At 65.9% G+C, this 905-nt stretch carries 1 protein-coding gene; it reads right to left on the bottom strand.

What is annotated here, in order from left to right; all coding sequences use genetic code 11:
* Positions 1-858: IS110 family RNA-guided transposase (locus AC1DVR_RS23605; RefSeq protein ID WP_478003063.1), on the bottom strand; the 858-nt coding region annotated here is incomplete at its 3' end.
* Between the last annotated feature and the right edge of the window lie 47 nt (positions 859-905).

Raw genomic sequence — 905 nt, 5'->3', positions numbered from 1 at the left:
GATGATGGCGACTTTTGTCGGTTTTCCGGCGGCGGCGAGTCGTGCTCTGAAGGCTTTGATGTTCGGATCGTGGCGTGAGGCGATGAGGCCGGCCAGGTAGAGGCTGCGTCTGATGGCGGGTCGCCCGCCCCAGATGCGGCGTTTGCCGCGCAGGGTGCCTGAATCGCGGGCGTGGGGTGCCATCCCGGCCAGGGCCGCGATGCGCCGGTGATCGAGCTGTCCAAGCTCTGGCAGGCGGGCGAGGATCACGGCGGCCAGTACAGGTCCGATCCCGGGGGCCGATCGCAAACGGCGGCTGGCGCTGGCCAGGGCGTCCCGGCTTTCGATCAGGGCGGCGATTGCGTCATCCACATCGGCAAGGTGCTTTGCCAACACGTTGAGAAGCATAGCGATTTCTGACGAGATCCAGGGATCGCGCGCCATGTGCGCGCGGTTTCTTTCCCTTCCGATCATGCCGATCAGATCATCCCGGCGCGCCACCAGCTCTGCGAGCCGGGCGCGGTCCTCGTCCTCGGGCGGTGTCGGTTTCAAGTCCAGAGCCTGGCCCATCCGGGCAAGGATCTCTGCATCGACCCGGTCCGTCTTGGCCAGCCGCCCGGTTGCCCGCGCAAATTCCCTCGCCTGGCGCGGATTGACTCGGGCATGCACGACCGCCGCCTTGACGAGCGCCGCGGTCAAAGCGCGCTCATAACCGCCTGACGCCTCAAAGACGACAAAACAGCCCGCGGCCTGGCGGGCGAAGCGGGCAAGGTCCTGTTCTGTATTGGCAATCCGGTCATGCCGACCGGAGCTGAGCGAGAAGGTGTCGAGCCAATCCTTCGAAACGTCGACACCGATGAAATCCCGTGGCAAAGTCATGGCGGCCTGTCCTTGATCTGCGGGGTCGTCTGTTGGCGCAGCGCCCC

Source organism: Rhodobacter sp. P2_H5 (assembly GCF_056403335.1).
Note: the sequence above shows the minus strand (reverse complement) of the source record. Positions and strands in the feature narration are given on the sequence as shown.